General features: G+C 65.7%; 16 protein-coding genes. 10 read left to right on the forward strand and 6 right to left on the reverse strand.

Annotated elements, in window-relative coordinates; all coding sequences use genetic code 11:
• The first annotated feature begins 67 nt into the window (after positions 1–67).
• The 4 genes from G4G71_RS09500 (at position 68) to G4G71_RS09515 (ending at position 4,762) form a co-directional block, all read left to right on the forward strand.
• Positions 68–2,179 carry a TonB-dependent copper receptor gene (locus G4G71_RS09500; protein ID WP_169937087.1) on the forward strand — a complete coding sequence of 704 codons (2,112 nt, stop codon included), beginning with the start codon at positions 68–70 and terminating at the stop codon, positions 2,177–2,179.
• Positions 2,180–2,231: 52 nt separating this feature from the next.
• Positions 2,232–3,602, forward strand: a complete 1,371-nt coding sequence (locus G4G71_RS09505; protein WP_169937089.1) for a PepSY-associated TM helix domain-containing protein — start codon at positions 2,232–2,234, stop codon at positions 3,600–3,602.
• Positions 3,603–3,731: 129 nt separating this feature from the next.
• Complete coding sequence (locus tag G4G71_RS09510) at positions 3,732–4,220, forward strand: copper chaperone PCu(A)C (RefSeq protein ID WP_169937091.1); 489 nt, start codon at positions 3,732–3,734, stop codon at positions 4,218–4,220.
• Positions 4,220–4,762 carry a GNAT family N-acetyltransferase gene (locus tag G4G71_RS09515; RefSeq protein ID WP_169937093.1) on the forward strand — a complete coding sequence of 181 codons (543 nt, stop codon included), beginning with the start codon at positions 4,220–4,222 and terminating at the stop codon, positions 4,760–4,762. Before G4G71_RS09510 ends, G4G71_RS09515 begins: the two co-directional genes overlap by 1 nt.
• Here the strand turns inward: G4G71_RS09515 and G4G71_RS09520 are convergent.
• The 4 genes from G4G71_RS09520 to xseA all read right to left on the reverse strand — a co-directional run bounded on the left by G4G71_RS09520 (position 4,743) and on the right by xseA (position 8,313).
• Entirely contained in the window at positions 4,743–5,132 is a 390-nt protein-coding gene (locus G4G71_RS09520; protein ID WP_169937095.1) for a ribosomal maturation YjgA family protein, read from the reverse strand. The two genes, G4G71_RS09515 and G4G71_RS09520, sit on opposite strands and share 20 nt — an antisense overlap.
• On the reverse strand, positions 5,132–5,968 hold the full coding sequence (locus G4G71_RS09525; RefSeq protein WP_169937097.1) for a M23 family metallopeptidase: 837 nt from the start codon (positions 5,966–5,968) through the stop codon (positions 5,132–5,134). Before G4G71_RS09525 ends, G4G71_RS09520 begins: the two co-directional genes overlap by 1 nt.
• Positions 5,969–6,171: 203 nt before the next feature.
• Positions 6,172–6,927: a M15 family metallopeptidase gene (locus G4G71_RS09530; RefSeq protein ID WP_169937100.1), complete on the reverse strand. Its 756-nt coding sequence runs from the start codon at positions 6,925–6,927 to the stop codon at positions 6,172–6,174.
• Between the two features lie 6 nt (positions 6,928–6,933).
• Positions 6,934–8,313 (reverse strand): exodeoxyribonuclease VII large subunit, encoded by a 1,380-nt coding sequence (gene xseA, locus G4G71_RS09535; protein WP_169937102.1) that lies wholly within the window; start codon positions 8,311–8,313, stop codon positions 6,934–6,936.
• 148 nt (positions 8,314–8,461) lie between these two features.
• Between xseA and guaB the strand changes: the two genes are divergently transcribed.
• The 4 genes from guaB (at position 8,462) to tadA (ending at position 13,761) form a co-directional block, all read left to right on the forward strand.
• Positions 8,462–9,931: an IMP dehydrogenase gene (gene guaB, locus G4G71_RS09540; RefSeq protein WP_024762983.1), complete on the forward strand. Its 1,470-nt coding sequence runs from the start codon at positions 8,462–8,464 to the stop codon at positions 9,929–9,931.
• A gap of 82 nt (positions 9,932–10,013) precedes the next feature.
• A complete protein-coding gene (gene guaA / locus G4G71_RS09545) occupies positions 10,014–11,591 on the forward strand; it encodes a glutamine-hydrolyzing GMP synthase (RefSeq protein WP_169937104.1) in 1,578 nt (525 codons plus the stop codon).
• A 254-nt stretch (positions 11,592–11,845) separates the two neighbouring features.
• Positions 11,846–13,249: a multicopper oxidase family protein gene (locus tag G4G71_RS09550; protein ID WP_169937106.1), complete on the forward strand. Its 1,404-nt coding sequence runs from the start codon at positions 11,846–11,848 to the stop codon at positions 13,247–13,249.
• The gene (gene tadA, locus G4G71_RS09555) at positions 13,237–13,761 is read left to right on the forward strand and encodes a tRNA adenosine(34) deaminase TadA (protein ID WP_420825992.1); all 525 of its coding nucleotides are present in this window, start codon (positions 13,237–13,239) and stop codon (positions 13,759–13,761) included. The genes G4G71_RS09550 and tadA overlap by 13 nt, the downstream gene beginning before the upstream one ends.
• 352 nt (positions 13,762–14,113) lie before the next feature.
• On the opposite strand, the gene mltF is transcribed toward tadA, so the two are convergent.
• On the reverse strand, positions 14,114–15,592 hold the full coding sequence (gene mltF, locus G4G71_RS09560) for a membrane-bound lytic murein transglycosylase MltF (RefSeq protein ID WP_169937108.1): 1,479 nt from the start codon (positions 15,590–15,592) through the stop codon (positions 14,114–14,116).
• Positions 15,593–15,882: 290 nt separating this feature from the next.
• Between mltF and purL the strand changes: the two genes are divergently transcribed.
• Both purL and G4G71_RS09570 read left to right on the forward strand, forming a co-directional pair.
• Positions 15,883–19,779, forward strand: coding sequence for a phosphoribosylformylglycinamidine synthase (gene purL / locus G4G71_RS09565; RefSeq protein WP_169937110.1), 3,897 nt, complete (start codon positions 15,883–15,885; stop codon positions 19,777–19,779).
• Between the two features lie 81 nt (positions 19,780–19,860).
• Entirely contained in the window at positions 19,861–20,112 is a 252-nt protein-coding gene (locus G4G71_RS09570; protein WP_240964893.1) for a CDGSH iron-sulfur domain-containing protein, read from the forward strand.
• 23 nt (positions 20,113–20,135) lie between these two features.
• Here the strand turns inward: G4G71_RS09570 and G4G71_RS09575 are convergent, their stop codons facing one another.
• Positions 20,136–21,863, reverse strand: coding sequence for a B12-binding domain-containing radical SAM protein (locus tag G4G71_RS09575; protein ID WP_169937114.1), 1,728 nt, complete (start codon positions 21,861–21,863; stop codon positions 20,136–20,138).
• Positions 21,864–22,102 lie beyond the last annotated feature (239 nt).

Raw genomic sequence — 22,102 nt, forward strand, 5'->3', positions numbered from 1 at the left:
GCATTGCCTTGCGCGCCGTGCGAGTACGCGTGGAGCGGGCGTCATCACCGATCATGGAATTCATGGAATGACCCGCATGCTTATGCGCCGTCGGCAAAGTGCCGCCGGCCTGCGCGCCCTCTGCGCGCTGACCGCCCTTGGCGGTTTCACTGCCGTCCCCGTGCTGGCCGAGGAAGAAGATCACTCGGCACACTCCACCAATGCGTTGGTTACCGAGCTGTCGCCCAGCGTCATCACCGCCGTGGCGCAGAGTTCACCGCTGACCATCGTCACGGACCCCAAACAGCCGCGCCAGCCGATCCCTGCCAGCGATGGTGCCGATTACCTCAAGACCATCCCCGGCTTCTCCGCCATCCGCAACGGCGGCACCAATGGCGACCCGGTGCTGCGCGGGATGTTCGGCTCGCGCCTGAACATCCTCACCAACGGCAGCACCATGCTCGGCGCCTGCCCGGCGCGGATGGATGCGCCGACTTCCTATATCTCGCCGGAAACCTACGACAAGCTCACCGTGGTGAAAGGCCCGGAAACCGTGATCTGGGGCCCAGGCGCCTCGGCCGGCACCATCCGCTTCGACCGTGAGCCGGAGCGCTTCGGCGAACTGGGCACACGGGTCAACGGCAGCATCGTCGCCGGCTCCAATGGCCGCTTCGACCGCGTGCTGGACGCCGCCGCCGGCGGACCGCTGGGCTACGTGCGGGTCACCGGCAACAAGTCGCAATCCGATGACTACGAGGACGGCAGCGGCAACACCGTGCCCTCGCGCTGGAACAAGTGGAACGGCGACGTGGCCGTGGGCTGGACACCGGACGCCGACACCCTGGTCGAGCTCACCGCCGGCAAGGGCGATGGTGAAGCGCGTTACGCCGGGCGCGGCATGGACGGCTCGCAATTCAAGCGCGAGAGCCTTGGCCTGCGCTTCGAGAAGTCCAACATCGGCGAAGTGCTCGACAAGCTGGAGGCGCAGGTCTACTACAACTACGCCGACCACGTGATGGACAACTACAGCCTGCGCACGCCCTCGGGCATGGGCATGATGGCTGGCCCCATGGCGTCCAACGTTGATCGCCGCACTCTTGGCGGGCGACTGGCCGCCACCTGGCGCTGGGACGACTTCAAGCTGATCACCGGCGTCGATGCGCAGACCAATGAGCACCGCGAACGCAGTGGCATGGGCATCAACACCTATGACGAGCAGCCGTGGGACAAGGACGCCGTGTTCCACAACTACGGCGCCTTCGGCGAGCTGACCTGGTACGCCGCCGACCGCGCCCGCCTGATCACCGGCGCGCGCCTGGACCGCGCCTCGGTCAAGGATTACCGGCAGACCAGCGGCTCGGGGATGATGGCGATGCCCAACCCCACCGCCGACGACACCCGCGCCGATACCCTGCCCAGCGGTTTTGCTCGCTACGAGCACGACCTCGCCGATACGCCGACCACGCTCTACGTCGGCCTCGGTCACGTGCAGCGCTTCCCCGACTACTGGGAGCTGTTCTCCCCGGACAAGGGCCCGACCGGCTCGGTCAACGCCTTCGACAGCATCAAACCGGAGAAAACCACCCAGCTGGACTTCGGTGCGCAGTACGAGGACGAGAAGCTCAAGGCGTGGGCGTCCGGCTATGTCGGCGTGATCCGTGACTACATCCTGTTCGACTACATGCCCGGCGGCATGATGGGCCGCACCTCCCAGGCGCGGAACGTCGATGCCCGCATCATGGGTGGCGAACTGGGCGCGGCCTACGCGCTGACCAGCAACTGGACCGCCGACGGCACCCTGGCCTACGCCTGGGGCAAGAACACCACCGACGACACCGCGCTGCCGCAGATGCCGCCGCTGGAGGCGCGTTTTGGCCTGACCTACGAGGACGGTGACTGGAGCGCCGGCGGTCTCTGGCGCGTGGTCGCGCACCAGGGACGCATCGCCGAGAACCAGGGCAACGTGGTCGGCTACGACTTCGACGAAAGCCCCGGCTTCGCGGTGTTCTCGCTCAACGGCGCGTACAAGCTGAGCAAGAACCTCAAGGTCAGCACCGGCGTCGACAACCTGTTCGACAAGGACTACGCCGAGCACCTGAACCTGGCGGGCAACGCCGGCTTCGGCTACCCGGCCAACGACCCCGAATCGATCCACGAGCCGGGACGTACGTTCTGGACCAAAGTGGACTTCAGCTTCTAAGCCCGACCGGCCCCTGCCGGTCGGGGGCCTCCTTGCGTGAGGAGATCAACGAATGCAGAAGAAGACATTCGATTTCTACAACCTGGCCTGGCGCTGGCATTTCTATGCCGGGCTGTTCGTTGCCCCGTTCATGATCCTGCTGTCGCTGACCGGGATCATCTACCTGTTCAAGCCGCAGCTTGACCCGCTGATGTACAGCGACCTGCTGACGGTGAAACCGGGCGAGGTGCGGCTGTCCGCCGACGAACAACTGATGCATCTGCATCACCAGAACCCGCAGTTGCAGGTCAGCCAGTACCTGCCGGCGCCGGCCGCCGATCGCAGCGCGCAGTTCGTCGCTCAACTCGATGGGCGCGAGGTGAATGCCTTCGTTGATCCTTACAGCGGCAAGCTGCTCGGCGTGCAGGACGCGAAGTCCAATCTGCAGGCCATGGCCCGTGCGCTGCACGGCGAGCTGATGATCGGCACCGTCGGTGACCGGCTGATCGAGCTGGCCGCTGGCTGGGGCATCGTATTAGTGGTGTCTGGCCTGTACCTGTGGTGGCCGCGCAAGCGCTCGCTGCGCGTGCTGCTCTGGCCGGACCTGTCCCGCCGAGGCCGTGCGCTGTGGCGCGATGTGCATATGGTGGTTGGCTTCTGGGGCTCGCTGCTGATGCTGTTCATGCTTCTCACCGGCATGACCTGGACCGGCTTCTGGGGCAAGTCCTTCGCCGATGTCTGGAACCGTTTCCCGGTGGCTATGTGGAACGACGTGCCCAAATCGGACCTGGAAGCGCGCACGCTCAACGAGGCGCACCGCCAGACCATTCCCTGGGCGATGGAAAACACCCCAATGCCCATGTCCGGCGGCGCCCACGCCGAGCACATGGCCCATGGTTCCGGCGGTATGGCGATGCCGCAGATCAGTCTGCAGCAGGTGGTCGATACCGCCGACAAGGCCGGCGTGGCACCGGGCTATGCCATCGCGTTGCCCAAGGGCGCGGAGGGCGTGTTCACCGTCTCGGTGTTCGCCGACGATTCGCGCAACGACGCCACCCTGCACATCGACCAGTACACCGGCAAAGTACTCGCCGACGTGCGCTGGAAGGACTACGGGCTGGTGGCCAAGGGCGTCGAATCCGGCGTGATGCTGCATGAAGGCAAGATGTTCGGCCTGTTCAACCAACTGCTCATGCTCGGCGTCTGCCTGATGATCCTGCTCAGCGCGGTCAGCGGCCTGTGGATTTGGTGGAAGCGCCGTCCGCAGGGGCGCCTCGGCGTGCCGCCGATGCCGCACGCGCTGCCGGTATGGAAGGGCGGGGTGGCGATCATGATCGCCCTCGGCGTCGCCTTCCCACTGGTGGGAGCGTCGCTGCTGCTGGTATGGGCGCTGGATTGGGTCGTGCTGTCGCGGATCAAGCCGCGCAGCCCGGCGCTGGGCTGATGTGTGCACGGTTCAAGCCTGACGCCTGCCGTGAGGCAGGCTATGCTGCGGCGCGATCGTTGCGCCCGCGGCCCGATGTTTTACCGCCTTCACGGCGGATCTGATCACAAGCCAACTGGAGTCTCGAACATGCGTAAAACCCTGCTCGCTTTCGCTGTCCTGCTGGGCTTCTCCGGGGCCGCCATGGCCCACGAATACGAGGCTGGCAACCTGCACATCGACCATCCCTGGTCGCTGTTGCTGCCGGCCAACTCGGTGAACGGCGCGGCCTACTTCATCGTGCAGAACCACGGCAAGGACGCGGACCGCCTGCTCGGCGCCGATACCGACCGCGCCGCCAGCGCCGAAATCCACCAGCACGTGGAGAAGGACGGCATGATGAAGATGCAGAAAGTCGAGGGCGTGGACATCCCCGCTGGCGGCAAAGTCGTCTTCGCGCCTGGCCAGTACCACCTGATGCTGTTCGGCCTGAAGAAGCCGCTCACCGATGGCGAGCGCTTCCCGTTGACCCTGCACTTCCAGAAGGCCGGCGACGTGAAGGTCGAGATCGCCGTGCAGAAGGACGCCCCGAAAGGCACCGACATGGGCCACGACATGCACGGCATGAAGATGAACTGATGAGCGACCGGCTCCTGCGTCCGCTGGTGTGGGCGCAAGACGGCGAGTGGCTGCTGGGTTTCGACGGCAGCTACTCGAGCGACTCGATCCTGCGCATCGAGAGCGCCGCCGATGGTTTCATCCTGCGCGAGGAGCGCCTGCCCGAGGCGCAGACCAAGCGCTATCCCTTCGCTGATCTGAAAGATGACGTCACGGCGGCCGACTGGACCGCCGTGGTCGTCGACGAAGAAGGCGAGCGCCTGGGCTTCGCCATCGCCCGCTACGAAATCTGGAATCGCCGCGCGGTACTGGACGACCTGTTCGTCCTCCCCAAGGCGCGAGGGGTGGGCGTAGGCAAGCAACTGCTGGAAGGCTGCCTGGACTGGGCGCGCGGCACCGAGGCGCGCCACCTGTGGCTGGAAACCCAGAACCTCAACCTGCCGGCGGTAGGCTTCTACCGCTCCCGCGGCTTCTCCCTCAGCGGGCTTTCCACCGACCTCTACGACCCGGCGCAGGTGCTGCCCGGGGAGATGGCGCTGTTCTTCAGTTACCCGCTGGCCTGAGGGCCAATCGGGTCTGCCGCGCCGCGAGAATCAGCGCGAAGCCGATGCAGTAGGCCAGTACGTCCAGCCAGTCCGGCGTGGCGCCCAGCACGATGCGCAGTGCGCGGTTGCCGATCTGCCAGTGGAAGGTCGCGGCGAGGAACTGGCCGAATTCGATCAGCAGCCCGCAGGCCAGCGCGGCTCTGGCCAGCCAGGGCGCGGGTGCCTCCAGCGCGGCGCGCAGCAGGCAGTACAGCCAGATCACCGCCAGCACGTCGCCGCCGAAGCCGCGCAGCCAGCCGAGGTTCGCGCCGGCCGTGGCCAGCCAGACCAGCACGGCGAACCAGAGCAGCGCGAAGATCGCACTGCGTCCATCGAAACGAAGTCGCATCAGGGCTTGAACGCGCCGATGAAGATCGCCGGGTCGACGCGGGCGTCGTTCAGGCTGACGTTCCAGTGCATGTGCGGCCCGGTGGCGCGGCCGGTGGCGCCGACACGGCCAACCACGCCGCCGCGCGGGAGCTGGTCGCCGAGCTTCACGTCGATCTTCGACATGTGGCAGAACATGCTGATGAAGCCCTGGCCATGGTCGACGAACACGGTGTTGCCGTTGAAGAAGTAGTTGCCGATCAGGATCACCTTGCCGGCGGCCGGTGTCTTGATTGGCGTGCCGGCGGGCACGGCGAAGTCGAGGCCCGAGTGCGGGTTGCGTTCCTCGCCGTTGAAGAAGCGGCGCAGGCCGAAGGGGCTGGAAAGCGGACCGTTGACCGGTTTGTCCAGCACCAGGTTGCTCGGCGTGCCGGGGCTGAAGCTGCGGTAGGCGGCGGTCTGCTCGGCCAGCTCGCGGCTGATGCGCTTGAGGTCTTCGGGCAGCGGGTTCACCTGGCGGGTGTTCTTCAGGGTGATGCGCTGCTCTTTATAGTGCTTGGCGCCAACGGTGAAACCGAGGTTGCGGCTCGCGCCGGCCTGCTTCACGGCGATCTGCTGGCTGCCGGTCTTAGCGGTCAGCGGGATGCCGACGATGGCGATCCAGCCGCGGCCTTCCTCGCGCACCACCAGTACCGGTTTTCCCTGATAGGTGGCAGTCGGCACGGCGGCATCCTGGCCCAGTTGCACCACGGCGACCCCGCCGGGTACCGGCTTGTTCAGGGTGCGACTGATGAAGCCTTCAGCGTGGGCGGGCAGGGCGAGAAGGGTAGCGGCGAGCAGGCAGAGGAGTCGGAACATGGCGCTATCCGTGGACGTGTCGGCGGATGAAGCGGGCAGTCTACACGGCGCTCTTCGGCGAGCGGGACGATTTCGTCGAAAGCGGAACGTCGTGGCAGGGCGCTTTATGTAGGAGCGAGCTTGCTCGCGAACCACCCTCGCAGCGAAGCCGTTCGCGAGCAAGCTCGCTCCTACAGGTCCGGGCTCCCCGGCAGAGGAAAAAGCTACCGGTGCAGGCCCTCGAGCTGCTGGCGCCACAACTGCTCCAGCGGCAGAACCTGCGTTGGACCATAGATAGCGTGGGGCTTGCCCAGGTGCGCGGCCCACAGCTGGTCGCCGTAGTCGTAGTGCCACCATTCGCTGGACAGGTTGCTGAACCCTGCAGCGCTCATGGCGTTGAACAGGATCCGACGGTTGTCGCGGATGCGCCGCTGCTGCTCGTCAGGCGCGGCGACCTCTTCGTAATGGCGGGTATAGGAGCGCGGCGTGGCCTCGTCGAACAGGCTGCCCATGTCCAGCCAGCGGCCTTCGCTGTCGCACAGGGTCAGGTCGATGGCGCCGCCGGTCAGGTGCGGGCTGGGCGATTCGGCGCGGGTGCTGGGCGGCGCGACGAATTCGCGGGTGCGCCGGGTCAGCTCGGCCGGGTCGGCGTCTGGCTGGTGCTGGTGGAGGATGTCGTAGAGCGTGTCATACAGGTGCTGCTGCACGGCGAACGGCCGCCAGGCGTCGAGGATGACCAGGCGCAGGCCATCGGGCAGCAGGCTGGCGGCGTGCAACAGGCGCTCGAATACTCCCGTTCGGGCATAGCACTCCGGTTGCGCGTTGGGCACGCCGAGGCGGTGATAGGCCGGCCATACCGCGAAACCCGTGGCGATGCCCATGGCCTGCAGCGGCTGGTGGCATTCGACGATAGGCACGCGGAAGGCCTCGGCCCAGTCCGGATCGGGTTGCGGCAGGATCGGCGCGAGCAGGTCGGTCATCGGTTCTCAGTCCAGCAGCGACAGGGTGACGGGCGCCTGGTGGTTGTCTTCCACCCGCACTTCCAGCTCGCCATCGCCCAGCTTGGCCTTGAGGCGCTGGCCGTTCTTCGTCTGCGCCGCGCTGCGGATGGCCTGGCCCCTGTCGTCCAGCAGGATGCTGTAGCCGCGCCCCAGAGTGGCCAGCGGGCTGACGATGTGCAGCGTCTGCATCAGGCCATCCAGGCGCTGGCGCTGTTCGCGCAGGATCGCGTTGGTGGCGCGGGGCAGGCGGGCGCTGAGGTTTTCCAGGCGCTGGCGCAGCAGGGCCAGGTTGCGGCCAGGGTGTTGGGCGGCGAGGCGAGTATCCAGGCGCGCCACACGCTCCTGGCGGATATGCAGCTGGCGCTCGAAGGCGCGGCGCAGGCGCATGTCCAGGTCGTCCAGGCGCTGGGACTGCTGGCGCAGGCGCTCGCCGGGGTGGCGCAGGCGCCGCGCGGTGCCTTCCAGGCGCAGGCGTTCGCGGGTCAGGCGGTCCTGGATGCGCAGGATCAGCCGGCGGCGCAGGCTGTCCAGGCGCTGTTGCAGGTCGCCGCTGTGGGGCGCGAGCAGCTCGGCCGCGGCCGAGGGAGTCGGTGCGCGCACGTCGGCGACGAAATCGCTGATCGATACGTCGGTCTCATGGCCCACGGCGCTGACGATGGGCGTTACGCAGGCGGCGATGGCGCGCGCCACCGGTTCCTCGTTGAAGCACCAGAGATCTTCCAGCGAACCGCCGCCACGGGCCAGGATCAGCGCGTCGAAGCCCTGCGCGTCGGCCAGCTTCAGCGCGCGGACGATCTGCCCGATGGCTTCGCGGCCCTGCACGGCGGTGGGTACCAGGGTCAGTTCGACTTGCGGTGCGCGGCGGCGGAATACGCTGATGATGTCGCGGATCACTGCGCCGGTGGGCGAGCTGACGATGCCGATACGCCGGGGATGAGCCGGAAGTTCGCGCTTGCGCTCGGCGGCGAACAGGCCTTCGGCGGCGAGTTTTTCTTTCAGCGCCTCGAAGGCCAGGCGTAGAGCGCCATCACCGGCGGGCTCGACGGTGTCGGCGATCAGTTGGTAGTCGCCGCGCCCCTCGAACAGCGAGACCTTGCCGCGCACCCGCACGGCCAGGCCGTCGCGCAGGGCCTGGCGCACGCGCAGGGCGTTCTGTCGGAACAGCGCGCAACGCACCTGGGCGTTGCTGTCCTTCAGGGTGAAATACATGTGGCCGGAGGCGGGCTTGGCGAGGTTGGAAATCTCGCCCTCGACCCAGACCTGCGGGAACACGTCCTCCAGCAGGTGGCGGGCGCGCTGGTTGAGCTGGCTGACGGTCAGAACCTCGCGGTCGAGGCCCAGCCGTTGGAAGGGATCTTTCTGCATGGCGAAGGATGATAAGCGGGCCTGTGGACCGGGGCCAGCGCGCATGCCGGATAAAGACTGCATTCAGATCGTCTGGTTACGTTGAGCCGCACCCCCCAGCTGAGATATAATGCCGCGCTTCCATTTTTCCCGATCGGGAGCCCCCGCCATGCTGCGCATCAGCCAAGAAGCCCTCACTTTCGACGACGTCCTCCTGATCCCAGGTTATTCGGAAGTCCTGCCCAAGGACGTGAGTCTGAAGACTCGCCTGACCCGTGGCATCGAACTGAACATCCCGCTGGTGTCAGCCGCGATGGATACCGTGACCGAAGCCCGCCTGGCCATCGCCATGGCGCAGGAAGGCGGCATCGGCATCATCCACAAGAACATGAGCATCGAGCAGCAGGCCGCCGAGGTCCGCAAGGTCAAGAAGCACGAGACCGCCATCGTTCGCGACCCGGTCACCGTGACCCCGTCGACCAAGATCATCGAGCTGCTGCAGATTGCCCGCGAGTACGGCTTCTCCGGCTTCCCGGTGGTGGAAGAGGGCGAGCTGGTCGGTATCGTCACCGGCCGCGACCTGCGCGTTAAGCCGAACATCGGCGATAGCGTGGCCGCGATCATGACCCCGAAGGACAAGCTGGTCACTGCCCGCGAGAACACTCCGCTGGAAGAGATCAAGGCCGCGCTCTACGAGAACCGCATCGAGAAGATGCTGATCGTCGACGAGAACTTCTACCTCACCGGTCTGGTGACCTTCCGCGACATCGAGAAGGCCAAGACCTACCCGCTGGCGTCCAAGGATGACCTGGGTCGCCTGCGCGTCGGCGCTGCCGTCGGCACTGGCGCCGATACCGGCGAGCGTGTTTCTGCCCTGGTCGCTGCCGGCGTTGACGTGGTTGTCGTCGATACCGCCCACGGTCACTCCAAAGGCGTGATCGACCGCGTGCGCTGGGTGAAGGAAACCTTCCCGCAAGTGCAGGTCATCGGCGGCAACATCGCCACCGGCGAGGCTGCCAAGGCACTGGCTGACGCTGGCGCCGACGCCGTGAAGGTCGGCATTGGCCCGGGCTCCATCTGCACCACCCGTATCGTCGCTGGCGTCGGTGTGCCGCAGATCTCCGCCATCGCCAACGTCGCCGCTGCCCTGGAAGGCACCGGCGTTCCGCTGATCGCCGACGGCGGCATCCGCTTCTCCGGCGACCTGGCCAAGGCCATGGTGGCTGGCGCCTACTGCGTGATGATGGGTTCGATGTTCGCCGGTACCGAAGAAGCGCCGGGCGAGATCGAACTGTTCCAGGGCCGTTCCTACAAGTCCTACCGTGGCATGGGCTCTCTGGGCGCGATGGCCGGTTCCACCGGTTCCTCCGACCGCTACTTCCAGGACGCCTCCGCCGGCGCCGAGAAGCTGGTACCCGAAGGCATCGAAGGCCGCGTGCCCTATAAAGGCCAGCTGACCGCCATTGTCCACCAACTGATGGGCGGCCTGCGTGCCGCCATGGGCTACACCGGCAGCGCCGATATCCAGGACATGCGCACCAAGCCGCAGTTCGTGCGCATCACTGGCGCCGGCATGGCCGAGTCCCACGTCCACGATGTACAGATCACCAAGGAAGCCCCGAACTACCGCGTAGGTTAAGGGTTCCACGGTTAATGAGTCGGACACGGGGCTGGTTGATACAGCCCCGTGTCGTTTAAGAATTTCGCTACGAGAGATGGCCATGGCCCAAGACATTCACGCTCACCGGATCCTGATCCTCGACTTCGGCTCCCAGTACACCCAGCTGATCGCCCGCCGCGTTCGCGAGATCGGTGTGTACTGCGAAATCCATCCGTTCGACATGAGCGACGATGAGGTTCGTGCCTTCGCCCCGCGCGGCGTCATCCTGGCAGGCGGCCCGGAGTCGGTGCACGAAGCCAACAGCCCGCGCGCGCCGCAGGCGGTGTTCGACCTCAAGGTGCCGCTGTTCGGCATCTGCTACGGCATGCAGACCATGGCCGAGCAGATGGGCGGCAAGGTGCTGGGTTCGGACCTGCGCGAGTTCGGCTACGCCCGCGTCGACGTGGTCGGCAAGGCCCGCCTGCTCGACGGCATCGAAGATTGCGTCAGCGAAGACGGCGTGTTCGGTCTCGACGTGTGGATGAGCCACGGCGACAAGGTCACCGAGATTCCCGACGGCTTCCACATCCTCGCCAGCACCCCGAGCTGCCCGATCGCCGCCATGGCGGACGATGCCCGCGGCTACTACGGCGTGCAGTTCCACCCGGAAGTGACCCACACCAAGCAGGGCGGTCGCATCCTCTCGCGCTTCGTGCTGGACATCTGCGGCTGCGAAGCCCTGTGGACCCCGTCCAACATCGTCAACGACGCCATCGCCACCGTGCGCGCCCAGGTCGGCAACTCCAAGGTGCTGCTGGGCCTGTCCGGCGGTGTGGATTCCTCGGTGGTCGCGGCCCTGCTGCACAAGGCCATCGGCGACCAGCTGACCTGCGTCTTCGTCGACAACGGCCTGCTGCGCCTGCACGAGGGTGACCAGGTGATGGCCATGTTCGCCGAGAACATGGGCGTCAAGGTGATCCGCGCCAACGCCGAAGAGAAGTTCCTCAGCCGTCTGGCCGGCGTCAGTGACCCGGAGCAGAAGCGCAAGATCATTGGCGGCAGCTTCATCGAAGTCTTCGATGAGGAAGCCACCAAGCTGAAGGACGTGAAGTTCCTCGCCCAGGGCACCATCTACCCCGACGTGATCGAGTCGGCCGGCGCCAAGACCGGCAAGGCCCACGTGATCAAGTCGCACCACAACGTCGGCGGCCTGCCCGACGACATGCAGTTCGAACTGGTCGAGCCGCTGCGCGAGCTGTTCAAGGACGAAGTCCGCAAGATCGGCCTGGAGCTGGGCCTGCCCTACGACATGGTCTACCGTCACCCGTTCCCGGGCCCGGGCCTGGGCGTGCGCATCCTTGGCGAAGTGAAGAAAGAGTACGCCGACCTGCTGCGTCGCGCGGACCACATCTTCATCGAAGAGCTGCGCAACTTCGACTGGTACCACAAGACCAGCCAGGCCTTCGTGGTATTCCAGCCGGTGAAATCCGTCGGCGTGGTCGGCGATGGCCGCCGTTACGCCTGGGTCGTTGCGCTGCGCGCCGTGGAAACCATCGACTTCATGACCGCTCGCTGGGCGCACCTGCCGTACGAGCTGCTGGAGAAGGTCTCGAACCGCATCATCAACGAGATCGAAGGCATCTCCCGCGTCACCTACGACGTGTCGAGCAAGCCGCCAGCCACCATCGAGTGGGAATGATCGGAGACGTTTAACGTTTCCTTAACGAGGAAAGCGGCAATCTCGCCGCTTTCTTCGACAGGCGAGGACGGGGATACCTGTCCTTGACCTGGCGCATGAGAGGCGTTTGCGCCTTCATGCACAGTTGCCTTCTGCTTCCGATGTAGAAGCAGAGCAGTGCAGCCGGCCGCAAGAGCCTGGCGCCGGGCGCGAACGCGCCAACCTCCGTGAAAGCCGATGGGGTCGCAAGTCCCTTGTTCGAGGAGTCTGGACCCATGTCGTTTACCCGTAGACAAGTACTCGGTGGCCTCGCTGGCCTGGCCGTCGTCGGCCTGGGCGCCGGTGGCGCGCGCATCTGGCTGGCGCGCCCGCAGGTAGCCGCCGAGCACGATTACGAACTGATCGCCGCGCCGCTCGACCTGGAGCTGGTGCCCGGCCACAAGACCCCCGGCCTGGGCTATGGCGGCCAGGCTCCCGGTGTGGAAATCCGCGCGCGCCAGGGCGACTGGCTGCGAGTGCGCTTCACCAACAAGCTGGACGAGCCGACCACCATCCACTGGCACGGCATCCGCCTGCCCATCGAGATGGACGGCGTGCCCTACATCTCGCAGCCGCCGGTGCAGCCGGGCGAAAGCTTCATCTACCAGTTCAAGACGCCGGACGCCGGCAGCTACTGGTATCACCCGCACCTGATGAGCAGCGAGCAGTTGGGCCGTGGCCTGGTCGGGCCGCTGATCATCGATGAGCGCGAGCCCACCGAGTTCACCAGCGAGAAGGTCCTGAACCTGAAGACCTGGCACGTGGACGAGGAGGGCAACTTCACGCCCTTCAGCGTGCCGCGCGAGGCGGCACGCGAAGGTACTCGCGGGCGCCTGTCGACTATCAACGGCGAGCGTACGCCGGTGATCGAACTGCCGGCTGGCGAAATCGTCCGCGTGCGCATTCTCAACGTCGACAACACCGTGACCTACCGCCTCAACCTGCCGGACGCCGACGCGAAGATCTACGCCATCGACGGCCATCCGGTGGAGCCGCGCGACTTCGGCAAAGGCCCGAATGACCAGTACTGGATCGGCCCGGGCATGCGGCTGGAGCTGGGCATCCGCGGCCCGGCGGAAGGCGCCGAGCTGTCGCTGCGCAATGGCCCGGTGCGTCTGGCGACCATTCGTGGCGTCGCCAACCCGAAAGCGCCCACCGCCAAGTGGCCGGCGCCGCTGCCGCGCAACCCGGTGGCCGAGCCGGACCTGAAGAACGCCGAGACCATCAACTTCAAGTTCGAGTGGGTCGGCGCCATGTCCGACTATTCCAAGGGGCAGTCGGCGCCCTCGCTGTGGCAGATCAACGGCGTGGCCTGGCAGGGCGGTGAGGAGCACAAGCACAACGCGCCGCCGCTGGCGAAGCTCAAGGAAGGCAACAGCTATATCTTCGTGCTGCGCAACATGACCCAGTACCAGCACCCGATCCACCTGCACGGCATGGCCTTCAAGGTGTTGGATTCGGATCGCCGCGACATCATCCCGTACTTCACCGACACCTACCTGCTGGGCAAGAATGAGACGGCACGCGTGGCGCTGGTGGCGGATAACCCCGGCCTGTGGATGTTCCACTGCCACGTGATCGATCACATGGAGACCGGCCTGATGGGAACCATCGCGGTGGGCGAGGCATGGTGCGGCTGACCAACAGCAAGGGGCATCCGACGGTGAAGGGGCTGGCGCCGGTCATCGACCGCAGCCAGGACATCCCCTTCATGCGTGAAGCCATGGCCCTGGCCGAGCAGGGCGCGGCGCTGGGCGAAGTGCCCGTGGGCGCCGTGCTGGTGCTGGACGGCCAGGTCATCGGCCGTGGCTTCAACCGCCCGATTACCTCGCACGACCCCAGTGCCCACGCGGAAATGGTCGCCATCCGCGAGGCCGCCGCCGCCGCGCAGAATTATCGCCTGCCCGGCAGCACTCTCTACGTCACCCTCGAGCCCTGCAGCATGTGCGCCGGCCTGCTGGTGCACTCGCGCATCCAGCGCGTGGTGTTCGGCGCCACCGAGCCCAAGTCGGGGGTGGTGGTCAGCCGTGGCAACTTCTTCGAACAGGACTTCCTCAACCACCGGGTGCTGGTGGAAGGCGGGGTGCTGGGGGAGGAGTGCAGCGCAATGCTCTCGGCCTTCTTCAAGGCGCGGCGCAAGGGTTCTTTGTAGGAGCGAGCTTGCTCGCGAACCTGCTCAGCCTTGCGCGGCACTTGGCCTATCGCGGATAAACCCGCTCCTGCCCAATGCTCGACATCCGCGTAGGAGCAACTGTCTTCTCTGGATAGTCCGTCGCTGCGTCTTCCCCCTCACCCCAACCCTGGCTGCGCGCCCCGCTCCTCAGGGAGAGGGGGCAGTCCGAGCTGACTGACGCGAAGGTTTGATCCTGCACCGAACGGTCCCCTCTCCCCTTGGGAGAGGGCTAGGGTGAGGGATGGCCCAAGCGCAGAGGTATCTCGTGGGAGCGGACTCCGTCCGCGATCGATTCGACGCGGCACTTTGACTGGCGAGTGGAGTTGAAGCCTCAGAGCTTCTGATCCCGCCCGTCGTCGTCATCGTCGGGCTTGGTCTTGTTCACGCCCGGCAGGTGCAGGCCGCTCTCGGCGAGCTGGCCGCCTTCCATCTGCGGCTGGGTCACCCAGGTGAGGATGTCGTAGTAGCGGCGCACGTTCTGCACGAAGTGCACCGTCTCGCCGCCGCGCGCATAGCCGTAGCGGGTCTTGCGGTAGTACTGCTTCTGCGACAGGCGCGGCAGCATCTTCTTCACATCCAGCCACTTGTTCGGGTTGAGGCCCTGCTGCTCGGCCATCTTGCGCGCGTCGTCGAGGTGCGCGCCGCCGATGTTGTAGGCGGCCAGAGCGAACCACATGCGGTCCGGGTCCTTGATGCTGTCGGGCAACTCGTCCTTGATCTGCACGTAGTACTTGCTGCCGCCCTGGATGCTCTGCTTCGGGTCCAGGCGGTTGGCCACGCCCATGGCCTGGGCGGTGCGGTTGGTCAGCATCATCAGGCCGCGCACGCCGGTCTTGGAGGTCGCGTCGGGCTGCCACATGGATTCCTGGTAGCCGATGGCCGCCAGCAGGCGCCAGTCGGCTTCGAGCTTGGTACCGCTCTGGCGGAAGTGCTGTTCGTACTTGGGCAGGCGTTGCTGCAGATGCTGGGCGAAGGTGTAGGCGCCGACGTAGCCCAGTACGTCCACATGGCCGTAATAGCGGTCTTTCAGGCGTTGCAGCAGGCCGTCCTGCTTGGCCTTGTCCAGAAAGGCGTTGACCTTCTCCAGCAGGCTGTTGTCATCGCCGGCCGGCAGCGCCCAGGCCAGGCCCTTGGCGTCGCCGAGGTCGAAGGCGACGCGAACGTTGGGGAAATACACCTGGTTCATTGCCAGTTCGTTGGAGTCGACCAGGGTCAGGTCGATCTCGCCGACGTCGACCATGCGCAGCAGGTCGACCATCTCATCGGCGTCTGATTCGCGATATTCCAGCTTCGGGTACTGCTTCTTCAGTTCGGCCAGTTGCGCGGCGTGGCTGCTGCCTTTCAGGACGACGATGCGTTTGCCGACCAGATCGTCCGGGCGGGTAGGGCGTTGGGCGCCGTTGCGGTAGACGACCTGCGGGGTGACGTCGAGGTAGGAGTGCGAGTAGCGCACCTGGGTATCGCGCTCGCCGCCCGGCGTCAGGCCGGCGGCAGCCAGGTTCGGTCCGCCGTCGCGGCCGATGCGGTCGTAGAGGTCGTCGATGTTGTCGGCGGTTTCGATCTGCAGTTGTACGCCCAGGCTGTCGGCGAAGCGCTTGGCCAGCTCGTATTCGAAGCCGGTGTCGCCGTTGCGGTCCTGGAAGTAGGTGGCCGGACTGTTGCGGGTGATTACGCGCAGCACGCCGTCCTTCTGCACGCGCTCGAGGGCCGTCGGGGCTTTCGCCTCGCTACAGCCGGAAAGCAGCAGAAAGATACAGGTCGCCAAGATCCAGGCGGTGCAGCGCACACGGGACACAGTCAGGGCAAGCATCGGGGCAGTATACGCAAAGGCCGGTGTGCGCCATATCTCGACAGCATGCTGCTTCTCTGCTAGCTGGAGCGCCGTTCGTCGGCCTGCAGGGCGCGAAAGGCCGGGGGCACGCGCCTGCACCCCTGTGGCTCGAAGGCATTCGAAGATGAATGGCGATTTTCGCGGGAGCAACGGCAAGGAAGGCGCTTGAGAGCTGCCGCCACGCAGCGCTTTACGGTAGAATGCACGGCCTCTGTGGGCCGGCCCGTCCGGCCCCACACACTTCCCCGTCTCCAGAGGCTGTTCCGACAATGCTGATCCTGCGCGGTGCTCCCGCCCTTTCCGCTTTCCGCCACGGCAAACTGCTCGACCTGCTGACCCAGCATGTGCCCGCCGTCACCGGGCTGTATGCCGAGTTTGCGCACTTCGCCGAGGTCACCGGAGCCCTCAACGCCGAGGAAGAACAAGTCCTGGCGCGCCTGCTGAAATACGGCCCGAGCGTTCCGGTGCAGGAGCCCGCCGGTCGTCTGTTCCTGGTTCTGCCGCGCTTCGGCACCATCTCTCCCTGGTCCAGCAAGGCCTCGGACATCGCCCGCAACTGCGGCCTGGCGAAGATCGAGCGCATCGAGCGCGGCATCGCCTACTACGTCACTGGCGAGCTGAGCGAGGCCGACGCACAAGCCGTTGCCGCCCGCCTGCACGACCGCATGACCCAGCTCGTGCTCAACGAGCTGGAACAAGCTTCCGCCCTGTTCAGCCACGCCCAGCCCAAGCCGCTGACCGTGGTCGACATCCTCGCCGGCGGTCGCGCCGCGCTGGAGAAGGCCAACCTCGAGCTGGGCCTGGCCCTGGCCGATGACGAGATCGATTACCTGGTGAAGAGCTTCGTCGAGATGGGCCGCAACCCGCACGACGTCGAGCTGATGATGTTCGCCCAGGCCAACTCCGAGCACTGCCGCCACAAGATCTTCAACGCCAGTTGGGATATCGACGGCCAGTCGCAGGACAAGAGCCTGTTCGGGATGATCAAGAACACCTATGAAATGCACCGCGAAGGCGTGTTGTCCGCGTACAAGGACAACGCCGCGGTCATGAAAGGCTACGTCGCCGGTCGCTTCTACCCGAACGCGGAAACCCGCGAGTACGCGGCCAGCGAAGAGCCCGTGCACATCCTGATGAAGGTGGAGACCCACAACCACCCGACCGCCATCGCCCCGTTCCCCGGCGCTTCCACCGGCTCCGGCGGCGAGATCCGCGACGAAGGCGCAACCGGCCGTGGCGCCAAGCCGAAGGCCGGCCTGGTCGGCTTTACCGTCTCCAACCTGAACATCCCCGGTTTCGAGCAGCCCTGGGAAGTGCCGTACGGCAAGCCCGAGCGCATCGTCACTCCGCTGGACATCATGATCGAAGGCCCGCTGGGCGGCGCCGCGTTCAACAACGAATTCGGCCGCCCGAACCTGGCCGGCTACTTCCGTACCTTCGAGCAGGCCATCGCCACTCCGCGTGGCGAGGAAGTCCGTGGCTACCACAAGCCGATCATGATCGCCGGCGGCCTGGGCAACATCCGCGAAGACCACGTGCAGAAGGGCGAGATTTCGGTCGGCGCCAAGCTGATCGTGCTCGGCGGCCCGGCCATGCTGATCGGCCTGGGCGGCGGTGCCGCGTCCTCCATGGCCACCGGCGCTTCCGCCGCTGACCTGGACTTCGCCTCGGTACAGCGCGAGAACCCGGAAATGGAGCGCCGTTGCCAGGAGGTCATCGACCGCTGCTGGCAGATGGGCGAGAACAACCCGATCAAGTTCATCCACGACGTGGGCGCGGGCGGCATTTCCAACGCCCTGCCGGAACTGATCAACGACGGTGGCCGTGGCGGCCGCTTCGAACTGCGCGCCGTGCCCAACGACGAGCCGGGCATGAGCCCGCTGGAAATCTGGTGCAACGAGTCGCAGGAGCGCTACGTGATGTCGGTGGACGCCGCCGACTTCGAGACCTTCAAGGCCATCTGCGAGCGCGAGCGCTGCCCGTTCGCCGTGGTCGGCGAGGCCACCGAAGAGATGCAGCTCACCGTCGCCGACAGCCACTTCGGCAACAACCCGGTGGACATGCCGCTCGAGGTGCTGCTGGGCAAACCGCCGCGCATGCACCGGTCGGTTACCCGCGAAGCCGAACTGGGCGATGACTTCGCCACTGCCGGCCTGGACCTGACCGAGTCCACCCAGCGCGTGCTGCGTCACCCGGCCGTGGCCAGCAAGAACTTCCTGATCACCATCGGCGACCGCACCATCACCGGCCTCGTGGCGCGCGACCAACTGGTCGGCCCGTGGCAGGTACCGGTGGCCGACTGCGCCGTCACCGCCACCAGCTTCGACGTCTATACCGGCGAAGCCATGGCCATGGGCGAGCGCACTCCGCTGGCCCTGATCGACGCCCCGGCCTCCGGCCGCATGGCGATCGGCGAGACCATCACCAACCTGGCCGCCGCGAGCATCGACAAGATCTCCGAGATCAAGCTCTCCGCCAACTGGATGGCCGCTGCCGGCCACCCGGGCGAAGACGCGCGCCTGTACGACACCGTCAAGGCAGTCGGTATGGAACTGTGCCCGGCGCTGGGCATCACCATCCCGGTGGGCAAGGACTCCATGTCCATGAAGACCCGCTGGCAGGATGGCGACGCCGAGAAGAGCGTCACCTCGCCGATGTCGCTGATCATCTCCGGCTTCGCCCCGGTCAACGACGTGCGCAAGATCCTGACCCCGCAACTGCGCCTGGACAAGGGCGAGACGGATCTGATCGCCATCGACCTCGGCCGTGGCAAGAACCGCATGGGCGGCTCCATCCTCGCCCAGGTCAACGGCCAGATCGGCCGCGCCGCTCCGGACGTCGACGATGCCGAAGACCTGAAAGCCTTCTTTGCCGTCATCCAGGGCCTGAACGCCGACGGTCACCTGCTGGCCTACCACGACCGTTCCGACGGCGGCCTGATGGCCACCGTGGTGGAAATGGCCTTCGCCGGCAAATGCGGCCTCGACCTGAGCCTCGACGCACTGGCCGATAGCCGTGACGAGCTGACCGCGGCCCTGTTCAATGAAGAACTGGGTGCGGTGATTCAGGTTCGCAGCGGCGCCACGCCGGAAGTGCTGGCCCAGTTCAGCGCCGCCGGTCTGGAAGACTGCGTTGCCGTCATCGGCCAGCCGGTCAAGGGCGCCGAGATCAACCTGGACTTCAATGGCGAGCGCGTCTTCAACGACCAGCGCCGCAACCTGCAGCGTATCTGGAGCGAAACCAGCTACCGCATTCAGCGCATGCGCGACAACGCCGACTGCGCCGATCAGGAATTCGACGGCCTGCTCGACGAGGACAACCCCGGCCTGTCGGTGAAGCTGAGCTTCGACGTCAACGACAACATCGCCGCGCCCTACATCAAGAAAGGCGTGCGTCCGCAGATCGCCATCCTGCGCGAGCAGGGCGTCAACGGCCAGGTCGAGATGGCGGCTGCCTTCGATCGCGCCGGCTTCGCCGCAGTCGACGTGCACATGAGCGATATCCTCTCCGGCCGCATCAGCCTGGAGCAGTTCAAGGGCCTGGTGGCCTGCGGCGGCTTCTCCTACGGCGACGTGCTGGGTGCCGGCGAAGGCTGGGCCAAGTCGATCCTGTTCAACGCCCGTGCCCGTGATGGCTTCCAGGCCTTCTTCGAGCGCAAGGACAGCTTTGCCCTGGGCGTGTGCAACGGTTGCCAGATGATGTCCAACCTGCATGAGCTGATCCCCGGTACCGAGTTCTGGCCGCACTTCGTGCGCAACCGCTCCGAGCAGTTCGAGGCGCGCGTGGCGATGGTCCAGGTCCAGGAGTCGCAGTCGATCTTCCTGCAGGGCATGGCCGGTTCGCGCCTGCCCATCGCCATCGCCCACGGCGAAGGCCATGCGGAGTTCGAAAGCGAGGAAGCCCTGCTCGAGGCTGACCTGTCCGGCACCGTGGCCATGCGCTTCGTCGACAATCTGGGCAAGGTCACCGAGACCTACCCGGCCAACCCGAACGGCTCGCCCCGTGGCATCACCGGCCTGACCAGTCGCGACGGCCGTGTCACCATCATGATGCCGCACCCGGAGCGCGTGTTCCGCGCCGTGCAGAACTCCTGGCGCCCGGACGAGTGGGAAGAGGACGGCGGCTGGATGCGCATGTTCCGCAACGCCCGCGTCTGGGTCGGCTGAGTTCGGCCTTCATGCGTGACGGAAAAGGGGAAAGCTTCGGCTTTCCCCTTTTTCTTTGCCTGGACATCGATGGAGGCTGCCTTGGCTGACGACCCCGTCCTTCCCGAAGTTCGCCCGGTAACGTCGGGACAGGTGCTGCGCCTGTGTCGCTGCGGGCGCTGTGCTTGCCTGCCGGACGCCGCGGCGGACTGCCCGGACGTGTTCGAGCTGACGGTCGCTCGCCAACGCCACTTGCTGCTATGCCGCTGCGGCCGGTCCACCGAGTTGCCCTACTGCGACGGCCGCAGCCATGCCGCCGGTGAGCGCTGGTTCAGTGGACTGCTGCGCAAGTGAACAGCGCGACGACGCGGGCCTGTTCAGCTCAGCAGGTCGGCGGTGGTTGCCTGCACTCCACTGGGCGCCACTGACAGGTTCAGTGCAGGAAACTCGCGCGGCATCTGTTTCATGGCCTCGGCGCCGAGCTTGTCGTACACCAGCATGGCGTGATCGCGGTAATTGGCCAGGTAAACCGCATACGGATTGAAGCGTCGGAAGAACGGTTGCACGGACTGGAAGATGTTCTGTGTCTGCTCACGGTTCATGCCGCTGACGGTTTCATGCAGCCAGCGTCCGCCGAGCGGCGTCGGTTGCGCCATCCAGGCACGGGTGACACCGAAACGCTCCTGTTCCTTGTAGATGGGAGAGCCGGGCTCCAGCGAGAAGGTGCCGCGGTGGATCGAGTAGATGTATTCGCGGTTCTCCTCCAGGAATCGCAGGGTATTGCCAAATTCTTCCGCCGTTTCGGTCGGGAAGCCGCAGATGACGTAGACGTGGTTGGCGATCCCGGCCGAGTGGGCATTGCGCAGCACCTGCGCGACGTCCTCGATTCGGGTGCCCTTGTCCATCAGATCGAGAATCCGCTGCGTGCCGCTTTCCAGGCCCCACAGCAGGTACTTGCAGCCCGAGCGCGCCATCTTCGCGAGGATCTCCGGCGTGAAGGTACGGTTGGGCTTGCTCAGGGCGTAGTAGGAAATGTCCAGCCCGGACTCGATGATGGCGTCCGCCAGCTTGGCGAAATGGCCGGGAGCGATCATTTCATCGACGAAGGAGAAGTGCCGTATACCTTGCTCGACAAACCCCCTGAGCATGTCGATGACCATTTCCAGTCCGTGCAGCCGGTAGGTCAGTCCCGCGGACATGTAGTGGACGCAGAAGGTGCAGCGCCGCCAGTAACAGCCTCGCGACAGCAACAGGGGAATGACGGGAGTGGGGGAGTAGTAGCGGTCGAGCTGCAGGTTGCCGAAGTCCGGTTTGCCGTAGGCGTCGATGTCGCGGCGGTATTCGGAGGTGTTGCGTTTGACTTCGCCATCCTCGAAGAACACGGCGCCCGGGACATTCTCCGGCGAGCCGCCCTGAAGCAGCAGTTGCTTAAGCGGCTCCTCGCCATCGCCGTCGACGATGACGTCTGCCGAATGCGGATACCAGCGCAGGAAGTCCTCGGCGCCGGCGGTGAAGCAACTGCCGCCGAAGAACACCTTGCTGGTGGTTTCCTGACGCAGCAGACGGCCGAGCGCGGCCCCCACGGGCAGTTGCTGGTTGAAGATCATCGAGAAGCCGTAGCAGTCGGCCTTTTCCTCGAGGATCAGCTTGAAAGCCTCGGCCAGCAGGGGGCTCAACCCGGCGCCCTGGTGTATCGAGTTCGCCTCGTTGCCCAGTTGGGTGCTCATGATGTGAGTGATACCCAGCAGCAGTTCGCCGTACTGGTCATAGGCCGCAGGGTCGGCATAGAAGTCCCTTGCGGTCTTGCCGCGGAAAAAGTCCGGGACCTCCAGCAAGGACGCCAGCGCGCTTTGACCTCCAGGCAGGTACTCATCCGGAATCCGGATGAAACCACTGCGCAACATCTCGAATACCCGCTCGTAGCACCAGATGTTCAGGTCCAGCACCTTCACTTCCCAGTTGGGCAGTTCCCGCTCGATGTAGCCCTTTAGCATCGGTGCACCCAGGGGCGGCGAGGTGGGGGTGGTCATCGGCGGGTAGATCAGCAGAAGCTTCTGGCGGCGTGTGGAGCCGTCGGGGTTGGAGCGGGCGATCAGGTCGTTCATGGCGCGGTACCGTACGAGTGGGAAGAACCCCGTAGTTATCGCCTCATCCCACGGTGGGCGCTGTGACCAGAGCGCCCAAAAAGTCTCTTAGAGATTTGCCCTACGCAGTAAGAAGAACTTTCGTTCGATAAATCTCATTAAATGCTCAGCGAGTTGGGTCGGCTCTGCGGAATCGTCTGACGGCTCGCGCTTTCGACTTCGGCAGCGCGGAGCTCGAAGTCGGTCACAGATTTCATACA

The sequence above is a fragment of the Pseudomonas multiresinivorans genome (assembly GCF_012971725.1).
Classification (GTDB): domain Bacteria; phylum Pseudomonadota; class Gammaproteobacteria; order Pseudomonadales; family Pseudomonadaceae; genus Pseudomonas; species Pseudomonas multiresinivorans.